Annotated in this window: 21 protein-coding genes; 12 read left to right on the plus strand and 9 right to left on the minus strand. The window is 33.1% G+C overall.

The features are described 5' to 3' along the window. Positions 1 to 11 precede the first annotated feature (11 nt). From ABD859_RS12675 to ABD859_RS12685, 3 genes are all read right to left on the minus strand, one after another. Entirely contained in the window at positions 12 to 704 is a 693-nt protein-coding gene (locus ABD859_RS12675; RefSeq protein ID WP_345144819.1) for an aspartate/glutamate racemase family protein, read from the minus strand. Between the two features lie 16 nt (positions 705 to 720). Further along, on the minus strand, positions 721 to 957 hold the full coding sequence (locus ABD859_RS12680) for a hypothetical protein (RefSeq protein WP_345144821.1): 237 nt from the start codon (positions 955 to 957) through the stop codon (positions 721 to 723). Positions 958 to 1,048: 91 nt separating this feature from the next. Next, positions 1,049 to 2,212: a THUMP domain-containing class I SAM-dependent RNA methyltransferase gene (locus ABD859_RS12685; protein ID WP_345144823.1), complete on the minus strand. Its 1,164-nt coding sequence runs from the start codon at positions 2,210 to 2,212 to the stop codon at positions 1,049 to 1,051. Positions 2,213 to 2,356: 144 nt separating this feature from the next. On the opposite strand from ABD859_RS12685, the gene ABD859_RS12690 reads away from it, so the two are divergent. Continuing rightward, positions 2,357 to 3,121, plus strand: coding sequence for a class I SAM-dependent methyltransferase (locus ABD859_RS12690; RefSeq protein ID WP_345144824.1), 765 nt, complete (start codon positions 2,357 to 2,359; stop codon positions 3,119 to 3,121). Between the two features lie 90 nt (positions 3,122 to 3,211). Further along, on the plus strand, positions 3,212 to 3,880 hold the full coding sequence (locus tag ABD859_RS12695) for a ZIP family metal transporter (protein ID WP_345144826.1): 669 nt from the start codon (positions 3,212 to 3,214) through the stop codon (positions 3,878 to 3,880). A 168-nt stretch (positions 3,881 to 4,048) separates the two neighbouring features. On the opposite strand, the gene ABD859_RS12700 is transcribed toward ABD859_RS12695, so the two are convergent. Both ABD859_RS12700 and ABD859_RS12705 read right to left on the minus strand, forming a co-directional pair. Beyond that, entirely contained in the window at positions 4,049 to 6,433 is a 2,385-nt protein-coding gene (locus tag ABD859_RS12700) for a TonB-dependent receptor (protein ID WP_345144828.1), read from the minus strand. Positions 6,434 to 6,588: 155 nt separating this feature from the next. Next, a complete protein-coding gene (locus tag ABD859_RS12705) occupies positions 6,589 to 7,728 on the minus strand; it encodes a helix-turn-helix domain-containing protein (protein ID WP_345144830.1) in 1,140 nt (379 codons plus the stop codon). Between the two features lie 168 nt (positions 7,729 to 7,896). Between ABD859_RS12705 and murQ the strand changes: the two genes are divergently transcribed. The 10 genes from murQ to ABD859_RS12755 all read left to right on the plus strand — a co-directional run bounded on the left by murQ (position 7,897) and on the right by ABD859_RS12755 (position 17,424). Next, positions 7,897 to 8,709, plus strand: coding sequence for an N-acetylmuramic acid 6-phosphate etherase (gene murQ / locus ABD859_RS12710; RefSeq protein WP_345144832.1), 813 nt, complete (start codon positions 7,897 to 7,899; stop codon positions 8,707 to 8,709). Between the two features lie 51 nt (positions 8,710 to 8,760). Continuing rightward, on the plus strand, positions 8,761 to 8,982 hold the full coding sequence (locus tag ABD859_RS12715; RefSeq protein ID WP_345144834.1) for a DUF6095 family protein: 222 nt from the start codon (positions 8,761 to 8,763) through the stop codon (positions 8,980 to 8,982). A 48-nt stretch (positions 8,983 to 9,030) separates the two neighbouring features. Then, the gene (locus tag ABD859_RS12720; RefSeq protein WP_345144836.1) at positions 9,031 to 9,603 is read left to right on the plus strand and encodes a pentapeptide repeat-containing protein; all 573 of its coding nucleotides are present in this window, start codon (positions 9,031 to 9,033) and stop codon (positions 9,601 to 9,603) included. Positions 9,604 to 9,692: 89 nt separating this feature from the next. After that, positions 9,693 to 10,268 (plus strand): DUF1572 domain-containing protein, encoded by a 576-nt coding sequence (locus tag ABD859_RS12725; RefSeq protein ID WP_345144838.1) that lies wholly within the window; start codon positions 9,693 to 9,695, stop codon positions 10,266 to 10,268. A gap of 3 nt (positions 10,269 to 10,271) precedes the next feature. Further along, on the plus strand, positions 10,272 to 10,736 hold the full coding sequence (locus tag ABD859_RS12730) for a hypothetical protein (protein WP_345144840.1): 465 nt from the start codon (positions 10,272 to 10,274) through the stop codon (positions 10,734 to 10,736). A 36-nt stretch (positions 10,737 to 10,772) separates the two neighbouring features. Continuing rightward, positions 10,773 to 11,144 (plus strand): DNA topoisomerase IV, encoded by a 372-nt coding sequence (locus ABD859_RS12735; protein WP_345144842.1) that lies wholly within the window; start codon positions 10,773 to 10,775, stop codon positions 11,142 to 11,144. Positions 11,145 to 11,380: 236 nt separating this feature from the next. After that, the gene (locus tag ABD859_RS12740; protein ID WP_345144844.1) at positions 11,381 to 13,303 is read left to right on the plus strand and encodes a DUF294 nucleotidyltransferase-like domain-containing protein; all 1,923 of its coding nucleotides are present in this window, start codon (positions 11,381 to 11,383) and stop codon (positions 13,301 to 13,303) included. Beyond that, complete coding sequence (locus ABD859_RS12745) at positions 13,304 to 13,936, plus strand: 3'-5' exonuclease (protein ID WP_345144846.1); 633 nt, start codon at positions 13,304 to 13,306, stop codon at positions 13,934 to 13,936. It abuts the gene before it with no gap. A 154-nt stretch (positions 13,937 to 14,090) separates the two neighbouring features. Continuing rightward, on the plus strand, positions 14,091 to 15,569 hold the full coding sequence (locus ABD859_RS12750) for a PhoX family protein (RefSeq protein WP_345144848.1): 1,479 nt from the start codon (positions 14,091 to 14,093) through the stop codon (positions 15,567 to 15,569). A 64-nt stretch (positions 15,570 to 15,633) separates the two neighbouring features. After that, the gene (locus tag ABD859_RS12755) at positions 15,634 to 17,424 is read left to right on the plus strand and encodes a cytochrome-c peroxidase (protein WP_345144850.1); all 1,791 of its coding nucleotides are present in this window, start codon (positions 15,634 to 15,636) and stop codon (positions 17,422 to 17,424) included. A 66-nt stretch (positions 17,425 to 17,490) separates the two neighbouring features. On the opposite strand, the gene ABD859_RS12760 is transcribed toward ABD859_RS12755, so the two are convergent. The 4 genes from ABD859_RS12760 to ABD859_RS12775 all read right to left on the minus strand — a co-directional run bounded on the left by ABD859_RS12760 (position 17,491) and on the right by ABD859_RS12775 (position 23,200). Continuing rightward, positions 17,491 to 17,820: a hypothetical protein gene (locus tag ABD859_RS12760; protein WP_345144852.1), complete on the minus strand. Its 330-nt coding sequence runs from the start codon at positions 17,818 to 17,820 to the stop codon at positions 17,491 to 17,493. A 160-nt stretch (positions 17,821 to 17,980) separates the two neighbouring features. Beyond that, entirely contained in the window at positions 17,981 to 20,701 is a 2,721-nt protein-coding gene (locus ABD859_RS12765; RefSeq protein WP_345144854.1) for a DNA gyrase/topoisomerase IV subunit A, read from the minus strand. A gap of 44 nt (positions 20,702 to 20,745) precedes the next feature. Next, on the minus strand, positions 20,746 to 21,327 hold the full coding sequence (locus ABD859_RS12770; protein ID WP_345144856.1) for a hypothetical protein: 582 nt from the start codon (positions 21,325 to 21,327) through the stop codon (positions 20,746 to 20,748). Positions 21,328 to 21,331: 4 nt separating this feature from the next. Beyond that, positions 21,332 to 23,200, minus strand: a complete 1,869-nt coding sequence (locus tag ABD859_RS12775; RefSeq protein ID WP_345144858.1) for a DNA topoisomerase IV subunit B — start codon at positions 23,198 to 23,200, stop codon at positions 21,332 to 21,334. Between the last annotated feature and the right edge of the window lie 153 nt (positions 23,201 to 23,353).

Genomic DNA, 23,353 nt, shown 5'->3' on the forward strand with positions numbered 1-23,353 from the left:
AACTATATAAATCAAGATAACTGAAATTCTACAGCTGCCTTGGCATGTATTAAAGTAGTATCAAAAATAGGAACTGATAAATCACCTTCTTTGATTACTAAAGGAATTTCAGTACATCCTAAAATAATTCCCTCGGCTCCGTTTTTAATAAGTTCATCAGCGATTTCTAAATAACGTTTTTTAGTTTCGTCGGTTACGATTCCTCTTCCTAACTCTTCGAAAATAGTATAATGAACAAAATCTTTCACTTCTTCACTTTCAGGAATTATAGCTTCAATACCTTTTTCTTTGAGTTTATCTTTAAAGAAATCAAGTTCCATTGTAAACTTAGTTCCCAATAAACCTACTTTTTTAAGCTGTTGTTTTTGAATTTCAGCAGCAGTTTCAACCGCAATATGAATCACCGGAACATCAATTGCTTCCTGAAGTCGATCGGCAATTAAATGCATTGTATTGGCGCATAAAACGATAGCTTCTGCCCCGCCCGATTTTAAAAATTCGCATCCTTTAAAAAGCATGTTAAAGGTCGAATCCCAATCGTTGTTATCGTTATTCTTTTTAATATCAGCATAATTAAAAGAATAAACCAAGCACTCAGAAAAATTTAATCCTCCCAGTTTTTCATTTATTCCCAGATTTATAAGTTTGTAATAATCTGAAGTCGAAACCCAGCTTATACCGCCAATAAGTCCAATTTTTTTCATATTGCTGATTTAAAAATTATCCAATTTCTCTAACTCCTTTTATAAAAATCCATTTCATAAAAAGCTTCTCGCCGTCTTTTGTTTTTACCGCTCTAAACTGAGGCGAAATAATAGTGGCAATAACAAATGCCGTCAGCGGAATCCAGATTCCGGTTAATCCTGTATAAGCTGCAATTGTAAATCTGCTTAACAGAAATAAAACTGCGAAACATGCTAATTGATAGAGAAATGCTCTTAATTGTAGTTTTGTCATTTTTTTTCTTTTTGAGGTTCAGAGTTACAAAGGTTCAAAGGCACAAAGTTTTTAAACCTCTGTTTCTTTGAACCTCTGCTCCTTTGTTACTTTATTCGTTAACTTGAAATTTCGTTCTCTTACTTCCTTCGTACATTTCGTATTTTACCAAACGAGCTTCAAGGCTTCCGTTAAAGAGTTTTATTTTTCTGGAAGGTTTTAATCCTACAAATTTTAAAGCTTCAAGATTTGCCGTTATAAACCACGCGTTTGTTCCCGGATAATTTTTCTTTAAAGTATCGCCTATGTTCGCATAAAAACGCTCCATGTGAATATCTAAACGCTCATCATAAGGCGGATTGAAAACCATGTGCAGTTTACCTTCAACTTCTTTTTCAGTATCAAAAAAGTTATTTTCTGAAACCGAAATATAATCTTCAAGATTAGCATTTCTAATATTGTCTTTTGCTTTGCTTACAGCACTTGGCGCTTTATCAAAACCTTTTATAGTATAATGAAACTCTCTTGTTTTCTTCATTAAACTGTCTACGATTGTATCAAACAAATCGTTATCCCAGTCTTTCCATTTTTCAAATGCAAATTCTTTTCGGTTAATATTTGCTGGAATATTGCAGGCAATCATTGCAGCTTCTGCCAGGAAAGTTCCTGAACCACACATTGGATCTAGAAAATGACTTTGACCATCCCAGCCGGATAATAATAGAATTCCTGCTGCTAAAACCTCATTTATAGGCGCAATATTGGTAGCTGTTCTATAACCGCGCTGATGAAGTGAAGCTCCCGATGTATCTAAAGAAACCGAAACCTGATCTTTATCGATATGCACATTGATTCTTAAATCAGGATATTGCTTATCAATACTGGGTCTTTGCCCTGTTCTTTCTCTAAACTGATCGACAATAGCATCTTTACATTTTTGAGAAACAAATTCAGAATGATTAAAATAAGTAGAATGAACCGTTGTATCGATTACAAAAGTCTGATTGGCATTTAAAAATTTCGACCAGTTTAAACCAGAAATTCCTTTGTATAATGCCTGCTCATTATTTGCTCTAAACGAATAAATTGGTTTTAAGATTTTAAGAGCCGTTCTAAGTGATAAATTAGCTTTGTACATAAAACCTTTATCTCCTTTAAAGCTTACCATTCTTACGCCTTTTTCTACATCCTGAGCTCCCAGAGTGCGTAATTCTTTTTCTAATATTTCTTCAAAACCAAAAAAACATTTGGCTATCATTCTAAAATTTTCTTCCATTTTTTCTTTTAATTAAAAAAAACTAAAAAATGCACTACGGTACATCTCTAACAATGAACGATTACTGATATCGCTGCTTAATAGTTATTTTTCGGTAAAAATACACTAAATTTGCCGGACTTTGAATTAATTGAAATAGAATAAATGTCTGACGCACCTAACTCATCAACACCAAATCAGGAAAGAAATACCGAAAACTGGTTTACATCATGGTTTGATACTCCATATTATCACATTCTTTACAAGGATAGAAACTATAGAGAAGCTCAGATTTTTATGGATAACTTAACCCATTATTTAAATCTTCCGGAAAAAGCAAAAGTCCTTGATTTAGCCTGCGGAAAAGGACGTCATTCTATTTATCTAAATCAATTAGGATATAATGTTTTAGGTGCCGATTTATCTGAAAACAGCATTGCCGAAGCCAATAAAAACAGCAACGAACATCTTCATTTTAAAGTTCACGATATGCGCGAACCTTTTGAAGAAAAATTTGATGCTATTTTTAATCTTTTTACCAGTTTTGGCTACTTCGAAAATGACGAAGATAACCTGACAACTCTTAAAGCAATTAAAGAAAGTTTATCTGAATACGGTTTTGCGGTTATCGATTTTATGAACGTAAATCAGGTTATTGAAACGCTCGTGCCGCAGGAAGTTAAAACTGTTGACGGAATTGATTTTCATATAAAAAGATATGTTGAAGACGGACACATTTTTAAAGAAATTGATTTTGAAGACCAAGGCCGAAAATTTCATTTTACCGAAAAAGTAAAAGCCCTTACATTACAAGATTTTCAGGATTTAATGGACGAAGCCGGAATTTTCCTTTTAGACATTTTTGGCGATTACAAGCTTAAAAAATTCCATAAAACCGAAAGCGAAAGATTAATCATGATTTTTAAATAGCTTTAATCGTTAAAGTGTTAACTTGTTTCATCTGTAAACAAACTAACAAAAACCGATTAAACGATTAAACAAAAACCGATTAAACAAAAAATGAATTATCTACTACCCTTATTTTCTGTACTTTTAGGATATAGTGTGGCTTTGTTTATTAAACCAAATAACAAAACCAATTTAAAATTACTGCTGGCTTTTAGCGGTTCATTTTTGTTATCATTAACCGTAATGCATCTTCTGCCAGAAGTTTACAGCACGCATAATCATAAAATTGGTGTATTTATAATGATTGGAATTCTATTTCAAATTGTATTAGAATTTTTCTCAAAAGGTGCAGAACACGGGCACGTTCACGGACATGCAAAAATGTCGCAAATTCCGTGGCTTCTATTCATCAGCTTATGCATTCATGCATTTTTAGAAGGATTTCCGGTAAGTCATCATCATGATCTGGCCGTAGGAATTGCCATTCATCATTTACCAATTGCCGTTATTTTAACTACATTTTTTATCAATGCCGATTTAAACAAAAAAGCAATTTTTGCTTTCATGATTACTTTTGCTCTTATGACGCCGCTTGGAACCATAGCATCAGAATATCTGCAGTTTTTAAATGATTATTATACTGAAATTACAGCCATTGTAATTGGTATTTTATTCCACATTTCATCGACCATTATTTTTGAGAGCAGCGAAGGACATAAATTTAATATTGCCAAAGTTTCAATGATTGTTCTTGGAATTTTACTGGCATTCTTTTTATAATCTGGGCGTGCCCAAATTTACAAAAGGCGCTATTTAACAAGCCGTTTATGTGCGCCTTTCGCAAATCCGGCCGGGCTATCCGCACTACTTCGGTAGTTTGCTCCTATCCCTCACGCAAATCAAACTACAAGAGAAAATTCCAAATTCCCAGCTCCAGTTTTACATTTTCTAATTGGCGCGTTTTCTTTCATCCTGATTACCAAAATTGCGTTCCTTAATAGTAATCTTTTTATTTCCAAAATTGTAAATTACAGACAAACGCACAAAACGATTACTTTCATTTTGGCTGTAAACCTGTTTCACGCCATTTACAACCGAAGTAAAATCTTTTAAATAAGACGTATTAAAAATATCATTGGCTAAAAAAGCAATCTGAAGCGTTTTATTCAATAAATCCTGTTTAAAACCAATATCAAAACTCGACATATAACCTATCTCATATAAACCATTTTTAAAAGGCGTACTGTAATTAAAATCAAATTGAAGTTTGGTGCTTTTACCTAAAATAAATGTGTTACTGGTTGTAAAATCAATTTGAAGACTGTTAGACGCAACTGCATTTAAATCTTTTATAAACTCAGTTTTAGAACCTAAAAAATACAACGTATTTTCACTCTGCCACCAATCTGCAAAACTGGCTGAATAACTTTCGCCTACACCATAATTTAAACCTTTAAAATAATTTTCGCGCGTTATAATCTGCGTATTGGTTTCAGGGATTGAGGTAAAAATAACTCCGTATCCGTTTGTAACAACATTCATAAAAACACTTGTTCTTAAAACTTCTTTATACGAATGTGACAATTCAAAATTATCGCCGAATGAAGGCTTTAAAAACGGATTCCCTTCAGAATAACTATTACTGTTAATATAAACCCTAAACGGATTCAGCAAATCAAAACGCGGTCTGTTGATTCTTTTTCCATAATTAAAGCTAAAACTATTGTTTTCATTTTTCTTGTACGAAGCATAAAAAGTTGGGAATAACTTTAAATAATCATTTACATTTTCCTGATTCATGGTTTCAGAAAATCCGTTTGTCTGCGTATTTTCCAGTCTCAATCCCATTTGCAGATTCCACTTTTCGTTTATTTTTTTATCACCGTTAATATATATTGACTGATTATTTTCGGTGTATTTAAATCGGTTTGACTGATTTGGATCTAATTCCGGTGTTCCTGTAGTTTTATCATAAAAAACAACATCACTTAAACTGTTTGTAAAACTCATTTTTGCTCCGTAAGACAAATTAAAGGATTGAAATGGATGCTCCATATCGGCTTTAAAACTCCAGTTATCAATATCTTGGTTTGAAATGTTTCTCCCCGCCTGATTTATATCGATAAATTCCATATTAGGTGTATAATTATCTGCCGTAAAATCCCTGTCAAATTTCGAGTTGTAATTAAAGTAATCCACATCAAAAGATAATTTTCTGTTTAAAGAATCCAGTTTGGTAATCAAATGCGCATTGTAAGTCTGGTTTTTTGAACCTTTATCAGTAAAACTTTTATTTAGCGTTACGTTATCTAATTGGCTTTGCGTGTTGTATTTTTCGATTTTAATATCTGAACCAAAATCAGGATTATTTCTGTCATTTATAAACTGAAAACCAATCGTTGTACGTTTCGATAAATCATAATCTAAAGCCAGTTTTCCAGAAAAATTTTCATCTTTTAATTTCGTTACGCTGCTCATTTTAGAAAGTCCGTCAGGAAAATACATTTCCAGATTTTCATCGGCATTTTTGTAACCTGTTTTCCCATTCACACTTGCCGAAAATCGGAACTTATTTTTATTGTAAAAGAAATTATCTCTCAAAGTATAAATTCCGTATTTGTTCTGGTCGTAAGAAGCTGTTACCGTATTTTTCCAAGAATCACGAATACCTTTTTTCATAACAATATTAATAAGTCCGCCAAAACCATCAGCCTCATATTTTGCCGGCGGATTGCTTATAATTTCAATATTTTTGATATCTGCTGCCGAAATTGATTTTAAAAAATTATTCAGTTCTTCACCCGTTAATTCAATCAAACGTCCATCGATCATAACGCGGGAAGTTCCTTTTCCTAATATTGTAATGGCATCGTTTTTTACCACAACGCCCGGCGCAGTATTAATCGCATTTAAAGCATCTCCGCCAGTTGTCGTAACATTATTTTCCAGATTATAAACCAAACGATCCGTTTTTTGTTCGATGGTTTTCTTTTTAGACTGAATGACAATTTCATTCAATTTCGTTTCATTTTCTTTTAAAATAATAACACCTAAATCTGTATCTTTTTCTAAGGAAATTTCTTTTTCATAATCAGCAAATCCCAAAAGGCTGATTGTTATTTTGTAATTATCGTTTTTAAGGTTAATTTCAAAAGAACCGTCGTTTTTGCTCACTGTGCCATCGATAATTTTTCCTTCTAGATTTAAGATTGAAACTTCTGCCCATTCTAAAGCAATTTTATCGCTTGTTATTTTTCCTTTCAATTTAAATGATGACTGTGCTAAACAAAATAAAGGCAGTACTAAAAAGATAAGGAGATGTAATTTTTTCATGATTTCTAATTTTACTTGTTCGATTAATTTGAAGCAAAATTGCCTTAGAAAATCTCCCTGTGCGACCGACAAAAAAAAGTCGAACCATTTTGTATTTCAAAAATTGGTTCGACTTTATCAGGTCAGGCGTTCGACTTTTTACAAAACCTTTATTTTCAACTATTTCTATAAGCCGTTGGCGTTAAATTAGTATATTTTTTAAATGAAGTATTAAAAGAAGATTTTGAATTAAAACCTACTTCGTATAGTATTTCCAGAACCGTAAGATCTTTTTTTGAAGTATCTTTTAAAATCTGCATGGCTTTTTGAATGCGGTATTCGTTTACAAAATCAAAAAAATGCTGATCGATATGATGATTTATCAAAATAGATAAATCCCGAACTGGCATATTAATTTGATTGGCCAATTCCTGAATAGTAAGTGAAGGATCCAGAAAAGGTTCTTTTTCGCTCATATATTGTTTTAACGTAATTATTTGAGTTTTTATTAAATCGTTTTGCTCCGTTCCTGATTCTGCTTTAATTTCAACTTCAGGCAGAATATTTTTTGTCAGCTTCAGTTTAGAATTAATTCCTCTAAAAAGTTCAGGATGATTTAAAGCTTTCAGGATAAACCAGCAAGTAATTAGGAGTGCCACGCTTCCTACTACTATATTGGCCCAAATAAAACTTTCATTAAAGTCAGTATAACGCAATAGATTTTTCAATACAACGATTGTATGCGCAACAAGAAAAACCGTGGTGATTTGAAAAAGCCATATATAAGTTGAAAAGCTTGTATTGGCATAATTCTCTAAATAAATGTCTTTGTATTTCTTTAAAATCAAAAATACGCCTACAATATAATACACGTACTGAAACTCAACCACAAAACGAAAAATCAACATTTCGGGCATTTGATCGTGTAATTTAAAAAACTGGATTTTTTCGATATCTCCGACTAAATAAAATCTGGGAACAAAAATTAAATTAACAGCCAAAAATGGAATTGCATGCAGTAAATGTTTCCATTTTAATCGAAAATCAGAATAACATACAGCCAGAACAAACAAATAATACAAAGGCATTCCCAGTAAGCATGTTGTCCATCTAAAAACTTCGAGATTTAGTTGTCCTTCTATAAATTCATAGACAAAAAAACCGCTGAGATCGACTGCCGTTAAAATAAAAAAGAAGGCAAATAAACGATTAGCGAGTTTATTTTCGGTTTTTACAGTAAATAAGAAGAAAGCCAAAAGTATAGAAACAAAAACGGCAATTACGGCAATACTATTTAAAAAACTTAGTTTATCCATTTGTCTATTAATATTAAACAAATATAATATTTTAGTTCTTGTAACAATGTCAGATTAAATTCGTCTTTACAGATAGAAAAAATAGAAGAAAAACATGTTATAAATCTTTGAGACCTTGCGAGATTGCAATAAAAAACATTAATTTTGACCAGTCTAAATAACATAAAAATGACATTTACGAAAACAACTGAACAATCCTCCAAGTACGAACATTTAGAAAAAATGTCTGTTCATGAATTGTTATCAAATATTAATCAGGAAGACAAAACTGTTCCTTTCGCTGTTGAAAAAGCGCTTCCGCAAATAGAGGCTTTAATACCACATATAGTGGCAAAATTAAAGCTTGGCGGCAGATTGTTTTATATAGGCGCAGGAACTTCTGGCAGACTTGGTGTTGTTGATGCATCTGAGTGCCCTCCTACTTTTGGTGTTCCGTTTGATTTAGTAAATGGTATTATTGCTGGCGGCGATACCGCAATTAGACGCGCAGTTGAAAACGCAGAAGATAATCCAACGCAAGCCTGGATTGATTTAAAATCCTATAATATAGGCGAAAATGATGTTGTTATAGGAATTGCTGCCTCTGGAACAACTCCGTATGTTATTGGCGGTTTAGAAAAATGCAATGAAAATAATATTATAACAGGTTGTATTACTTGTAATGCAGGAAGTCCGCTGGCGTTGACTGCTCAATTTCCAATTGAGGTTGTCGTTGGGCCGGAATTTGTTACCGGAAGTTCCAGAATGAAAGCCGGAACAGCACAAAAACTGGTTTTAAATATGATTTCGACTGCATCTATGATTCAGCTAGGAAAAGTTAGAGGCAACAAAATGGTTGATATGCAATTAAGCAATGTTAAACTGGTTGACCGAGGCGTAAAAATGATTATGGGAGAAATTCCAGTTTCATACGACGAAGCTTCTCAATTATTAAAAAAATACGGCAGCGTAAGAAATGCTGTCGATAATTATAATAAGTAAAGTTTCGGTAAAGTGTTACAACTTTAAACCTTAGACTTTAAACAAAACAAAATGGCAACAAACAAGCAGTTATTAGGAAAAGGGATTAAATATTTAACAGGCGCTCTGCCCTTAATGTTTATAGGACCAACATTAATTTATAATGCTTTTATGAATCAGCATACAAATTGGCATTATTTGGTTTTAGGAATTGGAATTGCGGCTTGTCTGGGTTCAATGGTTTTGATTTTCTTAGGTTTGAAAATCATTATGAAAGGTATATTTAATGACTAATTCAGTCATATAAGTAAAATCTACAATCAAACTTTTAGTAAAAAAAATATGGAAGATATAATTCACATTCAGAAAACATTTGAAAAAGTTGTTTATATCGACAAACGAATCAATAACAGAGAGTTTGAAGACTGTATTTTTAAAAACTGTGATTTTTCTAACAGTAATTTCGGTTCGAATTCTTTTTTAGACTGCGAATTTATCGACTGTAACTTATCGATGACAAGTCTGGCCGGAACGAGTTTAAAAAATGTTTCTTTTAGAAACTGTAAACTTTTAGGAATTGCGTTTAATGAATGCGATGACTTTTTATTTCAGGTAAATTTTGAAGATTGTACGCTGGATTATGCCATATTTTCAAATAAAAAAATGCCCAAAACAAAGTTTATTAATTCGTCAGTCCGCGAAGTTACTTTTGTGGGAACTAATTTAACAAGTTCTGTTTTTACCGACTGTAATTTAGATGGCGCCATTTTTAACGAAACACAACTGGCTTCGGTTGATTTTAGAACCGCTTATAATTACAAAATCGATCCTGAATTTAACGCCATGCGAAAAGCACAGTTTTCAACTCAGGGAATTGCAGGACTTTTAGATAAATACGACATTAAAATCGTTTGATAGAATAAAAAAAGCTGAATTACAATTCAATCTGCGAATGAGAAAGAATTTGTAAAAATTTGAGCCATTCGAGGTAAAACAAATTAACTATGAATGCCGATCAATCTTACTTAGAAAGCGTTAAAAAGCAATTTTTATATTATAAAATGCTAGGCGAAAAAGCCATAAATCAGCTTGAACCTGAACAGCTTTTTATTGCCGTAAATGAAGACACAAATAGCATTGCCACTATTGTAAAACACATTTCGGGCAATATGCTTTCGCGCTGGACCGATTTTTTAACTTCTGACGGCGAAAAAGAATGGCGAAACCGCGATGCCGAATTTGAAAATGACTTACAATCTAAAGATGAAGTTTTAGAACTTTGGAACAAAGGCTGGAACTGTTTACAAAATGCTTTAAACTCTTTAAAACCAGAACAGCTTTCTCAAATTATATATATCCGCAACGAAGGTCATACTGTTATTGAAGCCATAAATCGTCAGTTGGCGCATTATCCGTATCACATTGGGCAGATTGTTTTTTATGCCAAACAGCTCAAAAACAATCCGTGGGAAAGTTTATCGATCCCAAAGAATAAATCAGGAAATTATAACGCCGAAAAGTTTGCCAAAGAAAAAGAAATCAAGAACTTTACCGATGAAGAACTTAAGCGCTTAAAATAGCCCATGAAATCAACCGATAACGAAACACATCATTTTTTACCAAGCGGAGAATGGGAAGGTTTTTATTGTTATTCTAATGAAACAGTACAGCACAAAATGTCGATAGAATTGAGTTTTGCAAATTCTGTAGTTTCAGGTTCAGGAATTGATGACATAAACTCATTTAAATGGAGCGGGAATTACAATCTTGAGCAATTTAAAATCAGCATGGTCAAAAAATACGCGACGCATATCATTAATTATAAAGGAGATATCGACGAAAATGGTATTTGGGGATTATGGGACAATCCGGAAGACATCAGCTTTTTTAACGATTATCCGCCTGCATTTTTAAACAAAGTAAAAGCAATGACCCACGGCGGATTTCATATCTGGCCAAAAACTGCAAAAAGTGAATCAAAAGAAGAGATTAGAGAAGAAGTTAAAGAATCAAAAAAACTAAAAGAATTTTACATTCCAAAAATCTAAACTCGTTATCAAAAAGCTCCTAAAACAATATTTAAAATGAAAAAAATTATATTCTTATTTCCTTTTCTGGCTTTAATTTCATGCTATAATGCCGAACACAATTGCAAAGATTTCAAAAACGGAAAATTTAAATTTGAGTTTGAAGTAAACGGCGTAAAAAAAACAACTTTTTTTGAACGCAAAGACAGTATCGAAATCGAAACTTTTGAAGGAAAAACAGATACAGCAACAATTCGCTGGGTTAGTGACTGCGAATATGTTTTACAAAAAAAACATCCTAAAAATATGGCTGAAGAAAAAGCCATCAGCATGAAAATTCTAACTACAGCAAAAGATTCATACACATTTGAATTTGGTATGGTAGGTTCTGAAGAAAAACAACGCGGTAAAGTTTATAAAGTTGACTAAACAAATTTTGTATATAATAAAAGCTCCTTTTTTGGGAGCTTTTTTTTGAGCTGCAGTTAAATCTCCCGCAAAGACGCTAAAATGCAAAGTATTTTACTCTTTCAGGAAAACTTAGGATCTCAGTTCCTAAAAAAACTTTGAATCTTTGCCACTCTGCCCCTTTGTCACTAAAAAACAATCGTGTTTCTTTTACATTTCTATTTTAAATAGTATTTTTAAAATTCTAATCTAACCCAATGAAAAATACCATTTCGCAAAGAGTTGCGGACTTTTTAAAGAATTATCCGCCGTTTAATTTCCTTCATTCTAAGGATCTGGAAAAACTTTCGGAACAAATTTCTATTATTTATAAAGATAAAGATGCGGTAATTTTTGCCGAAAATGATAAAACTCACGATTCCTTTTACGTGGTTCACAAAGGCGCTGTTGCACTTAAAAAGAGCACTAAAAATACCGTTCTGGATATGTGCGACGAAGGCGATATTTTTGGGCTGCGTCCGCTTTTGGCACAGGAAAATTACATTATGGAAGCCGTGGCGCATGAAGAAAGTATTTTATATGCTATCCCTATTGCTGTTTTTAAACCTTATGCGTTAGAAAACAGAAACGTTGGTAATTTCCTTATTGAAAGTTATGCTTCTAATACCCGAAATCCATATTCAGATATTCACAAAGACAAATTATACGGTGATGATGATCTTTTAAATGAAAACAGTCATTCAAACAATGATTCATTTGATTTAACTCCAATAAAATATTCAAAAAAAATCGTAACCTGCAGTCCGTCAACCACGGTAAAAGATATTGCCAAAATCATGAGCAAGAAAAAAGTAGGCGCGATTTTGATTGTAGACGAAATGCTTCCAATAGGTATTTTAACCGATAAAGATCTTCGAAATAAAATCGTAACAGGAGATTTTCCTATCACGACAATTGCAGAAGAAATCATGACAAAACCGGTTATTACATATCCTAAAAAAATGACCGTAACCGAAGCACAAATGGCGATGATGAAAAGTAATATCAGCCATTTATGTCTAACAAAAGACGGAACTGTTAACACTAAAGCTGTTGGAATTTTATCCAAACATGACGTTATGGTCGCTTTAGGAAATAATCCGGCGGTTTTAATTAAAGCTTTAAAAAGAGCTAAGAAAACCAAAGAAATAAAACCTATTCGAAACCAGATTATGCAATTGCTTCAAGGATATTTAGACCAAAATATTCCTATGACATTGATTTCTAAAATTATTACAGAATTAAATGAAGCCTGTACAAATCGTGTTATCGAGATTTGTTTAGAAAAAATGAGCACTCCGCCTCCGGTAAAATTTGCGTGGTTAGCCATGGGAAGTCAGGGACGCGGCGAACAAATGCTGCATACCGATCAGGATAATGCGATTGTATATGAAAATGTAAATGAAGTTTTTAGAGATGAAACCAGAGTTTATTTCTCAAAATTTGCTTCATTAGTCAATAAAGGTCTTTTTGACATTGGCTACGATTACTGCCCTGCCGAAATGATGGCGTCGAGCCCAAAATGGTGTATGAGTCTTGACGAATGGAAAAATCAGGTGCATCACTGGATTACCAATCCGGGAAAAAATGAGGTTTTATTATCCTTTATTTTCTTTGATTACAGTAAAACCTATGGCGATGCAGAAACTGTAGATCAATTATCTGATTATATTTTTGAAACCATAAAAGCAAATCCTATTTTTTATATGCATTTAGTGAGCGGTGCTTTGCAAAGCCCTTCTCCTACCGGCTTTTTCAGACAATTTTTGGTTGAACAAGACGGCGCTAATAAAGATAACTTCGATATAAAAAGAAGAGCTTTAATGCCTTTAACTGATGCTGCCAGGGTTTTAATTTTATCCCATTCAGTAAAAGGAATCAGCAATACTGCTGAACGCTTTGAAAAACTGGCTGAACTGGAGCCAAACAATAGAGAATTGTATTTATCGTGTTCGTATTCGTTTAAAGCTTTACTAAAATTTAGAACCAAACAAGGATTACTTCATCATGATTCTGGACAATTTATAGAATTAGAATCTCTGACAAAAATGGAAAAAATCAAACTGAAACGTACTTTTAAAACTATTAAAGAACTTCAGGAACTTATTTCGGTGCGTTTTAATATTTCAAATCTGGTATAAATGGGATTATTTAATTTTTGGAAAAAAGAAGAAAATCTATTCGATGAAAATATTACAATCGAAGAAACAAGATTTGTGGTTCTGGATACCGAAACAACTGGTTTTGATTATGAAAATGATCGCATTTTATGTATAGGCGCTCTGGCTCTTCAAAACGGAATAATAGAAGTTAAAAATAGTTTTGAAATATATCTGCAGCAAGATCATTACGATAAATCAACAGCACAAATTCATGGAATTTTAAGAGATTTTGTGGTCAAACGACCTTCTGAATTAGAAGCTTTAGAGCAGTTTTTGACTTTTTTGGGAGATTCTATCATTATAGCGCATCATACCATTTTTGATGTTACAATGATTAACAAGGCATTGGAAAGAAATAATCTGCCTCAGCTCACTAACAAAACTTTAGATACTGCTTATTTATATAAGAAAACTTTAATTCAGTCTCATTTATTTGAACGCAAAGATCATTATACATTAGACGATTTAGCAGACAAGTTTGATATTTCAAAAAAAGACCGTCATACCGCACTTGGCGATGCTTACATAACCGCCATTGCATTTTTAAAAATTGTTAAGAAATTAAAAGAGAAAAAAGCGATTAATCTTAATCAGCTTTTTAAATTATTTTAAGATTTTTTTATCAATCTTAAATTTACATTGAGTCGTTGTATTTTACTATTTAGTAATACTAGACTTATAAATATTAGCAAAAAGGAAAACTAGCCATAACATGTATTTTGTTTTTGAAAGATAGCTTTGTGTTGATCAAAAAAACAAAACAATTATGAAAGTTAACTTACTAAAGTCAATCGCAGTATTAGGCATTACCAGTTTTGCTGTAATAAGCTGCAACGATGACGACAACAAAAATTCGGATACAGTAAATTCTGCTGTCGATTTTACATCACATTCAAAAACTCCTGCTTTCGTTTATGCTATGTCAGGATTTGAAAATCTTAAAATCAGCACTTTAATTAGTAGTGAAGATGTATTGACAGATTCTCCAGCTTTTATTTATGGTGCTCAGCCAGATGGTGCCGGATTAATGAAAGATCCAAATGGAGATGGCTATATCATGATTACTAATCACGAAATAATACAATCAGTTTCAAGAGTTTATCTTGATAAAACTTTTAAACCTGTAAAAGGAGATTATATTGTAGATGCAGTTGGAGGAATGACGCGTTTATGTTCTGCAACTTTGGCTACTCCGGAAGTTCACGGTTTTGGACCGCTTTTCTTAACAGCAGGAGAAACGAACCAGGAAAGCATGGTTCACGGAATTAATCCGCTTGGATTAACATCTGAAAAAAGCAGAAAAGACAGAATTCTTCCTGCTCTAGGCAAAGCAAGTATGGAAAATGCGGTTCCGTTAACAAAAGAAGCTTATCCTGGTAAAACCATTATCATTATCGGAGAAGATCAATCGTATACAACTGCACATGCAAGTGCTGGTCAGTTAATTATGTATATGAGTACTGTTGGTGATCTTTCAAATGGAAAATTATATGCATTGAAAAGAACTGACGGAAATCAGGTAGAAACTTCAATGACATTAAACAATTCATATCCCGTAACTTTTGTTGAAATTCCAAACGCAAAAAACCTTACTGGTGCCGAAATTAATACTACAGTAAATGCTGCTGGTGCTATTCGTTTTTCCAGAGTTGAAGACGTAGATTACAGAAAAGGAAGCGCTGCCAATAACAGAGAAATCTATTTTACTGCAACAGGACAAGCAACAAACAACGCTCCAGTTGATGGTTTTACTATGTGGGGAAGAGTTTACAGGCTGAAAATGGATGCAGCAGATCCTTTAAAAGGAAATTTAGAACTTGTTGTCGAAGGTGACAGCACGCCGGGAACCGGGGTAATTAACCCAGATAACCTTTGTGTTACAGAAAACTATGTCTATATTCAGGAAGACGGTGACAGCTATTATGCAGATGCAAAACACGATTCTTATGTGTGGCAGTATAACATTGCAACAAAACAAAATAAGCCGTGGTTAAATATGAACCATAAAAGAACTGATACTGCCTGGAATACTTTATACAACCAAACAGGAGAAACAAAACTTGGAAGCTGGGAGTTTGGTGCTATGCAGGACATTTCAGATGTAATTGGTGTTCCAAATACTTTTACATTAAACATACACCCGCATACTTGGCAGTTAGATAAATTTAAAAATGCCGACGGTTCTGGTACAACTACTAATAAAGAAGGCGGACAAACTGTTATTATTAGAAACGTAGAAAGATAATATTTCAACCTTAATAACTTACGACCCTTATTTTTTTAATAAGGGTTGTTTTCATTTAAAAAATATGATGAAGTTTAAATACTATATTTCTCTTTTTTTGGTTGTTTGTTTTTTCTTTTCGTGTAAAAAAAATGAGGTTTCGCAAACCACAACTATTAAGCAGGATTTATTTATTGATTTGAATAAACTAAATAGTGAAATTGTACAGTTTCAAAAATTGGTAAGTACTAATAAATCACAAAAAGAAATTCTAGAACAGTTTCAAAAATCTCGTTTAGCTTATAAAAAAGTAGAATGGGCAATTGAATATTTTATTCCTGAAACTGCCCGTTTTATGAACGGTCCTGCGCTGGATGAAATGGAACTGGAAGAAAACAAATCCTTTGAACCGCATGGTTTTCAGGTAATAGAAGAAATGATTTATCCGGAATACAAATCAGAAGATAAAGAAAATGTAATCAGAGAAGCTAAAATTTTTCAGTCGAATATAAAACAGGTTCAGAACATTTTTGAAGTTATTACAATAAGCGACAACCATATTTTAGATGCTGTTAATCAAACTATATATCGTGTTATAGCATTGGGAATTACAGGTTTTGACAGCCCGATATTACAATCTTCAATTTCAGAAACGGGAGAAAGTCTGATTTCTATTTTAAAACCGCTGAAATCAATTAATTCCAATAGTAAAACATTGGCAGAATTAAATAAATTAATTCAGTCATCGCAAAAATACTGCGACGAGAATAACAACTTTAATGCTTTTAACCGAGCTGTTTTTATAACTGAATATTTGAATCCGATCTCGAAAAAGATCAAAGCTTTTCAGAAAGAAGAAAAAATTCAAAACGTAAAGAAAACCAGTCCGTTAAAACCTGAAATTGAAACTTTATTTGACAAAGATGCTTTTGATGTCAATGCTTTTGTACTTTCAAAAGATTATAATTTTACTGCTGATAAAGCAAAACTGGGTGAAAAACTTTTCTATGATACCAATCTTTCCAAAGAAAATAACAGAAGCTGTGCTACTTGTCATAATCCTGAAAAAGCTTTTACTGACGGTTTAAAAACAAACGTTTCATTAACAGGTTCAAATTTAGCCCGAAACACTCCTACCCTAACGTATGCTTCGCTTCAAAATGCTCAATTTTGGGATATGCGCCAGCTGGATTTAGAAAAACAAAGCGTAGATGTGATTCAGAATAAAGACGAAATGCACGGCTCAATGGATGAAATTCATGCTAAAATTTTACTGAATCGAGAATACATCAATCTGTTCAAAAAAGCATATCCAAAAACGGAAAAACCAGAACCCTGGCAGATTCAAAATGCTCTTGCGAGTTATGTCCGTTCTTTAAACGCATTCGATTCAAGATTTGATGAATACATGAGAGGAAATAAAAATGCATTGAATAAAGAAGAAATCGAAGGAATGAATCTTTTTATGGGAAAAGCCAAATGTGCAACCTGTCATTTTACACCTTTATTTAACGGAACGGTTCCGCCAAGTTATTCTAAAACGGAACATGAAGTAATTGGAACGCCAAACGAAGCTTCCGGCAAAAATTTGAGCCCGGACAAAGGTCGTTATTTATACAATGAAATGCCGCAATTAGTGGGTGCTTTTAAAACGCCGACTATCCGAAACGCAGCTGTAACGGCTCCATACATGCACAACGGAGTTTTTAAAACTCTGGTAGAAGTTGTAGATTTTTATAATAAAGGAGGCGGAAAAGGTCTGGGGCTTGAAGTTGAAAACCAAACACTGCCGTTCGATGAATTAAAGCTTACAAAAAATGAAGAAAAAGCTCTAGTGACTTTCATGAAAACGCTGACTGATAAAAAATATCAATAAGCAAAATAAATTTCAGATTAATGAAAATGCCAGAACTATATTCTGGCATTTTTTTTACAACTTTTATTATTTATTGGAGAAGTCACTTTCTTTTTTAAACAAATAAATTTTATGTTTATCTAAATTCCTTTTGCTGAACATTCCTAAAGAATCCGGTTTTCGATATACCTTTTTTAACGCGTATTTTTCTTTCTGCAACATGATTACACAATCTTCATTTAATTTCAAGTTTGCCGAGAAATGCCCTACACTATCTGTTTCGGTTATAACACCGTTTATGTCTACAGATACATTTTGTATCGGTTTATCTGTATCATAATCATATACGTAACCATAAAACTTGCTATTGGTGCAGCTGCTTAATACTAGTGCAATAAAAATATATTTGCTTTTCACTTTAAAACTTTTATTTCTTGATTTTATTCATTTTAATAAAGATCAAAAACAAATATAAGCTTACGATTTCTGCAAAAAGTCTAGAATAAGTTTAAAAACTACAACAATAAGGTTTTTATTAAAACAAAAAACGCTGAGAAAATATCTCAGCGTTTTTTATTTATTCTAAAACAAGACCAATCTGGCCATCATCATCTAATTCAGTTTCAACCGGATCATCTTCTGAAATTTCCGGTTTTTCAGGAACTTCTTCAACTGGTTCTTCATAAGGAAGCGGTTCTAATAAATTAACTTGTCTCAACTTATCAGTTGTTAATTGATTTCCTAAAGCTTTAAAACCTTTTACAGCTATAAAGTCTTCAACATCGACATGAAGATCATCTTTTTGAACGCCTTTTACTTTAGCAAAAACCAATTGCGCAACCGGACGATAATCTGTAGAAACTATCTCTAACTGAGAATTTGGATGATCTGTAATAAAACTTTCTTCTTTTCCTTCATTTTCTACAAGGAAACGTTTTAAGAAATAACGTTCTTTTTCTCCATCATAATAAATGGCTGAAATTGGCTTTTTAGGCTTCCATTTTTCCAGCACAATCATATCTTCCTCAAAATGAGTTGATAATTCAGGAATAATAACTTTTAGTTTTCCTGACTGACTGATCACCAAAATTTTGTCAGTAGGTTTAAATTCTCCTAAAAGTTCTCCTCTTGCATCAACATTTAAACGTTTAACAGTATCATCAAACCAAACTTTTCTTGGCAGTAGAGTTGAAATTCCTTTTTCTTTTAACTCAATTTTCTTGATTGGATATTTAGTAACTAAATTTCCTTTAGAAGCACGGCCTTTAATCGCTAAATTAGCAAAATCAATGTCGAATTTCAGCTTTTTAATTGTTCCTATCTGACGAAGTAAAATCGTAACAACCTCTGCTTCTCCGTTTGGATTATGTGAAAAATAAACTACCTGAGAGCCTTTTGTTCCGTTCGTTAAATCATACGCTTTATCTCTGGTTACACCCGAAACATTAAAACGTTTGATGTATGACGGCCCTGATTTACCATCACGATAAATCATGTTGTAAATCGTACGTTTATCACTCTTATCAAATACTGCAACGTGTATGATATCTTTACCTACAAACGTTTTGGCATCAACTTTTGTAATCATCATCGTACCATCACGCAGAAATACAATTACGTCATCAATATCAGAACAGTCTGCTACGTATTCGTCTTTCTTTAAGCTGGTTCCTACAAAACCTTCTTCACGATTTACAAATAATTTTGTGTTTCGTAAAACAACTTTTGTTGCTTCAACATTATCAAAAACACGAAGTTCTGTCAAACGCTGGCGTCCTTTTCCGTATTTCTCTTTTAATTTAGTAAAATAGGCAATTGCAAAATCTGTAAGATGTTCTAAATTGTATTCTACCTCTTTCATCTCTTCTTCCAACCTCGAAATCAATTCATCAGCTTTATCAGAATCGAAACGAGTAATACGAATCATCGGAATCTGAGTCAGTCTTTGCAAATCATCATCAGTAATTTCTCTAACAAATGATTTTTTGAAAGGCTCAAATCTGTCATATAAATATTTATATAATGATTCTCTATCTCCGTATAATTTGAAATCAATGTACATTTCTTCACGAATGAAGATTTTCTCCAAAGTAGAGAAATGCCATTTATTTTTTAATTCTTCTAACTGAATTTCTAATTCCTGACGTAATAAATCAACCGTTCTTTCTGTCGAAATTTTCAACATTTGAGAAACCCCGATAAACAATGGTTTGTTATCTTCAATCACACACCCCAAAGGCGCTACAGAAGTTTCGCAAGCAGTAAAAGCAAATAACGCATCAATTGTTTTGTCTGGAGAAACGCCCGGAAAAAGATGAATTAAAATCTCAACATCAGCGGCTGTATTATCTTCGATTTTTTTGATTTTGATTTTACCTTTTTCATTGGCTTTCAAAATACTGTCAATTAAACTCGAAGTATTGGTAGAAAACGGAATCTGTGTAATCACCAATGTATTTTTGTCTAACTGCGAAATCTTAGCACGCACACGTACACGTCCGCCGCGCATTCCGTCATTATAATTCGAAACATCGGCAATACCAGCTGTCATAAAATCAGGATAAAGCGTAAACGGTTTTCCTTTTAAGATTTTAATCGAGGCGTCAATTAATTCATTGAAATTATGAGGTAAGACTTTCGTCGAAAGACCAACTGCAATACCTTCTGCTCCTTGCGCTAAAAGCAATGGAAATTTTACAGGAAGATTGTTTGGTTCTGCGCGACGTCCGTCATACGAAACACCCCAATCTGTAATTTTTGGAGAATACAAAACCTCCAACGCAAACTTAGATAAACGAGCCTCGATATAACGCGAAGCTGCAGCGCCGTCGCCTGTTAGAATATTTCCCCAGTTTCCCTGACAGTCAATCAATAAATCTTTCTGCCCAATTTGTACCATGGCGTCGCCAATACTCGCATCTCCGTGTGGGTGATACTGCATTGTGTGTCCAACAACGTTGGCAACTTTATTATAACGACCATCGTCCAACTCTTTAAGCGAGTGCATAATACGACGCTGAACAGGTTTAAAACCGTCCTCGATTGCAGGTACAGCACGTTCCAGAATTACGTACGAAGCATAATCCAAAAACCAGTCCTTGTACATTCCGGTTACTTTGGTAATAACGTCTTCGCCTTCTTCTTCCTGATTTTCGTAAAAATGCTGTCCTTCAAAATGTTTGGCATCTACATCAATAACCTCATCGTCATCTCCATTTTGATTGTCATCAGTCTGGTTTTCATCCTGATTATTTTCGTCGTCGTTTGGAATTATGTTATCGTCTTCTTCGTCTTTCATTTTTATGTGCTGAATTTATTTCAGTATTTTCTATTTAAATTTAATTATCTAGAAGTTCTAATTTTTTCTATAAAAGCTTCTTCTGCCGCTATTGATTTTTTGTCTTCACTTTCAACAAAAAGTTTTATTCCAAACTTTTTAAATAAGTTACTCATATCATAATAGCAATACTTTTGAAAATCTTTTAAATTTTCTGAATTTCGGGAACTTGAACATTCTAAACAAAACTCATTATAAGCGATAATTCTATTTTTATTATCTCTAAACAAAATCATGTTTCTAGGATTATAGCACGCTGATTCAATTTGATCAAGAGAGCAGCTATCACTTACCATTAAATTCAAAAGTTCTTTTTCTTGAATTTTATTTAAAATAACTCTTTCCTGTATCATTGTACTGTCGAAAGTCAATTTATAATTTTCTACTAATACTTTATGAGTTGGAAACTCTCCTTTAAATTTAGAATCCCATAAAATTCTATTATAATATGATATTAATTCAATTTTTGAAAGGTTCTTTATTGGAAAATCTCTTTTATTAATTACTTTGCTAAAAATCTTTTCTTCCTGTTTATTTTTACAAGAAATAAAAAATACGATAATAACCAAAAAGAGAATTTTCTTCATATAATTATGCTTCTTCTAATTCGTCAATCTCCACCTTCAAATTCTTGATAATAAACTCTTGTCTGTCTGGTGTATTTTTCCCCATGTAGAAAGATAACAATTGTTCAATCGAAGTATTTTTATCCATCATAATTGGGTCAAGACGAATTGTGTCTCCAATAAAGTTTTTGAACTCGTCTGGCGAAATCTCTCCTAAACCTTTAAATCGCGTGATCTCTGGCTTTGGTTTTAGTTTCTCAATTGCATCTTTTCTTTCTTCTTCAGAATAACAGTAAATCGTTTCTTTTTTGTTACGAACCCTGAAAAGTGGTGTCTGCAGAATATACAAATGTCCTTCTTTGATTAATTCTGGGAAAAACTGCAAAAAGAACGTAATCAATAATAAACGAATGTGCATTCCGTCAACATCGGCATCGGTTGCAATTACGATGTTGTTGTAACGCAATTTTTCTAATCCGTCTTCGATATCAAGTGCCGCTTGAAGCAAATTAAATTCTTCGTTTTCATACACAATTTTTTTCGTCATTCCGTATGAATTCAAAGGCTTACCACGCAAACTAAATACAGCTTGTGTATTAACGTCACGTGACTTGGTGATCGATCCAGAAGCCGAATCTCCCTCGGTAATAAAAAGCGTACTTTCTAAGTTTCTAGGGTTTTTGGTATCTGGAAGATGCGCACGACAATCTCTTAATTTTTTATTGTGGAGATTAGCTTTTTTAGCACGATCTGTTGCCAGTTTTCTAATTCCTGATAATTCTTTTCTTTCGCGTTCAGCCTGAAGAATTTTACGCAATAAAGCCTCAGCAGTAGGCGGGTTTTTATGTAAATAATTATCTAATTTTGTTTTAATAAAATCATTTACAAAAGTACGTACAGAAACAGGTGGTGTTCCGTCATCTGAACCCATATCGGTAGAACCTAATTTGGTTTTAGTCTGAGACTCAAAAACCGGCTCCATTACTTTAATACTAATCGCACTTACGATAGATTTACGAACGTCTGATGCTTCGAAGTTTTTATTATAAAACTCACGAATTGTTTTTACAACGGCTTCACGATACGCCGCTAAGTGCGTTCCTCCCTGCGTTGTATTCTGACCATTTACGAAAGAGTGATATTCTTCGCTATATTGTGTTTTACTGTGTGTTAAAGCGACTTCGATATCGTGGTCTTTCAAGTGAATGATCGGATATTCTAAATCTTCTTCATTAATTGTTTCTTCTAATAAATCACGAAGACCGTTTTCTGAATAGTATTTTTCACCGTTAAAAATAATCGTTAAACCATTGTTTAGATAACAATAGTTTTTGACCATTCTAACTACATATTCTAAACGAAATTTATAGTTTTTAAAGATCGATTCGTCTGGCGTAAAAGTTACTTTTGTTCCTTTACGTTTTGTTGTATCAATAACATCTTCTTCCTGAACAAGATTTCCGGCTGAGAATTCTGCTGCTTTTTGTTTGTCATCACGAACTGATTCTACGCGGAAAAAATTCGAAAGTGCATTTACCGCTTTTGTTCCGACACCGTTCAAACCTACAGATTTCTGGAAAGCTTTAGAATCATACTTTCCTCCAGTGTTCATTTTCGAAACTACATCGACTACTTTTCCTAACGGAATTCCACGTCCGTAATCACGAACAGAAACTGTTTTATCTTTAATGGTTATTTCAATAGTTTTTCCGGCACCCATAACGAATTCATCGATACAGTTGTCCATAACCTCTTTTAAAAGAATGTAAATACCATCATCCGGTGATGATCCGTCCCCTAATTTCCCGATGTACATACCCGGACGCATACGAATATGTTCCTTCCAATCGAGTGAACGAATATTATCTTCGTTGTATTGATTTTGCTCTAGCATAAATGAATTTAGGATTTTTGGCTAATGTACCATTTATCGGTAAAAAATAAAAGCGTATTTCTTTTTTGTTATGAATAATAACAGTTTAAAATCTATTTAAATTGATTTTAAAATAAAACGGGCGCTAAAATCATGGCAAAACTGCTTTTTTAG

This window comes from Flavobacterium ginsengiterrae (assembly GCF_039539785.1).
GTDB lineage: Bacteria > Bacteroidota > Bacteroidia > Flavobacteriales > Flavobacteriaceae > Flavobacterium > Flavobacterium ginsengiterrae.